This window comes from Streptomyces diastatochromogenes, assembly GCF_002242805.1.
Lineage (GTDB): Bacteria > Actinomycetota > Actinomycetes > Streptomycetales > Streptomycetaceae > Streptomyces > Streptomyces diastatochromogenes.
This window is the reverse complement of sequence record NZ_MCGQ01000032.1, coordinates 1-2,711: the sequence shown is the minus strand read 5'-3', so window position 1 is coordinate 2,711 and position 2,711 is coordinate 1. Positions and strand designations below refer to the sequence as shown.

Annotated in this window: 3 protein-coding genes; 1 reads left to right on the top strand and 2 read right to left on the bottom strand. The window is 69.3% G+C overall.

The genetic code is table 11. The features are described from left to right. Positions 1 to 3: 3 nt before the first annotated feature. Positions 4 to 1,287 carry a phospholipase D-like domain-containing protein gene (locus BEK98_RS32510; protein ID WP_244202089.1) on the top strand — a complete coding sequence of 428 codons (1,284 nt, stop codon included), beginning with the start codon at positions 4 to 6 and terminating at the stop codon, positions 1,285 to 1,287. A gap of 110 nt (positions 1,288 to 1,397) precedes the next feature. Here the strand turns inward: BEK98_RS32510 and BEK98_RS32505 are convergent, their stop codons facing one another. Both BEK98_RS32505 and BEK98_RS32500 read right to left on the bottom strand, forming a co-directional pair. Further along, the gene (locus BEK98_RS32505) at positions 1,398 to 2,219 is read right to left on the bottom strand and encodes an SCO6745 family protein (protein ID WP_094220321.1); all 822 of its coding nucleotides are present in this window, start codon (positions 2,217 to 2,219) and stop codon (positions 1,398 to 1,400) included. Between the two features lie 4 nt (positions 2,220 to 2,223). Continuing rightward, a partial coding sequence (locus tag BEK98_RS32500) for an alpha/beta fold hydrolase (RefSeq protein ID WP_143684190.1) occupies positions 2,224 to 2,711 on the bottom strand: 488 nt, incomplete at its 5' end.

Sequence of the window (2,711 nt, the reverse complement as noted above, 5' to 3'; positions counted from 1 at the left end):
ATTGTGCGCCCGCGTGCGGCCCGCTGCCTCCGTACGCTGCCGCCCATCGCCGTCGTCCTGCACCTGGTGGCCGCCCTCCTCCTCGGCAGCGCGACACCCGCCGCCGCGCTGACCAAGCCGATCGTCAACGGGCCCGTGTTCAACGACCCGTTGGGTACGCCGACGCAGCAGAAGGCCATCTTCACCCAGCTCGTTCGGTTGATCGACGCGACGCCCGCCGGGGCGCAGATCCGCGGCTCGATGTACGAGTTCCAGGACCAGGAGGTCGCCGACGCGCTGCTCGCCGCCCACCAGCGCGGCGTCAACGTCAAGCTCATCGTCGATGATTCGACCTATGTCGGCGGCAACGGCGCCGAGTACGCCAATCCGGCCTACAGGTCCCTCAGGGCCGGGCTCGGAACCAATGACGCCGCCCGCTCCTGGATCGTCGTCTGCGACGACAGGTTCGAGGACGCCGACGGCGTGGACGACGTCCAGCGCGGCTGCCTGAGCGTCGCTCCGCCCGAACCGGCCTACAACCACAACAAGTTCTTCATCTTCTCGAGGATCGGGCCCTTCGGCGACGGCACCAGCTACTCCAAGGTCGTCTTCCAGACCTCCTCGAACCTCTCCGACTGGTACAAGGTCGAGTCCTTCAACGACGCCGTGACCTTCGCGAACGCCGCCGTCTACGACGGCTACGCCTCGTACCACGAGAAGCTCCGGTACGGGCGCACCCTCGCACGCGGCGACAACAACGCCTACTTCGCCACCCCGACCGGCTCGACCTACCGGGCCTTCTTCTTCCCGCGCGGTGACACCTCGTACTACAACCCGGCCACCGACACCGTCGTCAACGCGCTGAACGAGATCAGCTGCGCCTACACCGGCGCGGACGGGCTACGGCACCAAAGCGACATCCGCATCGTGATGTACAGCTTCTACCGCTCGCGCGTCCAGGTCGCCGACAAGCTGGCCCAGCTGCGCGGCAGGGGCTGCTGGATCGACATCATCTACGCCGAGAGCGACAACACGATCACCACCAAGCTGAACACCGCCGGCATCCAGTACCGCAGGTGCCGCATTCCCAACGGCCCGGGAATCGACGTCCGTCCGCACAACAAGCAGCTCCTGATCGACGGGTACAACGGCGGCGACACCACACCGCGCGTCTACACGGGCAGTGCCAATCTGACCGGGTCGTCGCTGCGCTCGGCCGATGAGGCGCTCGTACGGATCACCGGCGCGTCCTACCACTCGAAGTACCTGAACACGTTTTACCGGATTCGCTCTGCCTGCGGCGGTTGACGAGGCTTCCGGGTTCACCGGCGATGTCGACGATCACCGCAGGCCGGCTCCGCCGATCGGTGCGCTGAGCCCGGAGGCGAGCCACCACAGGCGGAGGGGGGAAGGCCCGGTCAGTCGAACTTGAGAAGGCCGGCTTCGACGACGGCGCGGCCGTAGGGGCTCGCGAGTTCGGCGAGACGCTCACAGCCGGCGTCCCCCAGGGCGGCGTAGGCGGGAAGGGCCAGGCGGTCGGTGCGGTCCTCGATGTGCCGGCGCAGGAGCAGGCCTTCCGGGCTCAGGGAGTCGCCGTCGAGGAGGCCTCGCTCGCGCAGGCGCTCCCGGGTGCCGGCCCACTCCTCCTCGGGCCATGCGCGGCTGGCCTTGAGGAGGCCGACGGGAACCTCACCGGTGGCTGCGTGCAGAATCAGGGCCTCCAAGGCCCCGACGCCCTCGGTCAGCAGGCACGCGACATGGCCGTCTCCACGGAACTCCCGGAGCAACGTCTGGGCGTGCCACAGCTGCAGTACCGGCTCCTCCGGCCAGGGCAGTGCGGCATGCGCGGCGAACAGCGGGCGGCCCTGCGCGTGTTCGCCGGCCGCCTCGGCGGCCCGGCGGGTCAGCGCCAGGACCTCGTCAAGGTCGGGCAGCTCGTGGATTCCCGCCCGCCGCAGGGCTTCGCCCGCCGCGGCGTATCGCGCGTCCAGAACCTGCTGCGGCGTCGTCGCGTCCCAGGCCCCGTCGACCGCCTGCCGTACGAAAGCGGGGTTGAAGTTGTAGAAGGTCGAGATGATCAGCTCGGCGGATGCTCGGCCGAAGGCGGCGCTGCGGGAGGCGAAGTACCCGGCGCGTCCGCTCAGTCCCAGGTCCGCGTACCGTCGCCTTGCCTCGGGGACGAAGTAGATCATGCCGTGTACGGGCTCGAGGCGGCGCCAGGCCGCACGCGCTGTCTTCATGCGGTCACCCCTTCGGGGAGTCGACGAGCGGGGTATGCGCTGCGGTTCCGTGCTCACCGTGCGCTCGTAGGTGTTCGAGCAGCAGTCGGCTCAGCGTTTCGGGTGCCTCTTCGGGGACCCAGTGGCTGACGCCCTGGAGGATCTCGAACCGGTACGGCCCGTTGACCCACCGCCCGGTCTCCTGCGCGGCCGCCGGGCCGAACGCGCTGTCCTCCGTGCTCCAGACGTACAGCGTGGGCACGTCGATGACGCCGATCGCCCCGTCGGGGCGGCCTGCCCGGTACCAGTTCAGCGCCGCGGTGAGAGCGCCCGGCTGGGACAGGTGCCGTACATAGGCCTCGGCATGGTCCTGCGGGACCTTTCCGGCGTAGAGGTCGCGAAGCTCCTGGGCATCGTGAGCGAGCATGCGCTCCTCGGTCGCCGGTGTCTCGCGCCAGTCGATCATGTAGTGCGAGCGCTCGCGCTGATCCTGGTCGGTGCGCAGGGCGGTGG

Excerpts from the sequence above, each read along its gene's own strand:
- BEK98_RS32505 (WP_094220321.1), bottom strand. The coding sequence starts at position 2,219 with ATGAAGACAGCGCGTGCGGCCTGGCGCCGCCTCGAGCCCGTACACGGC.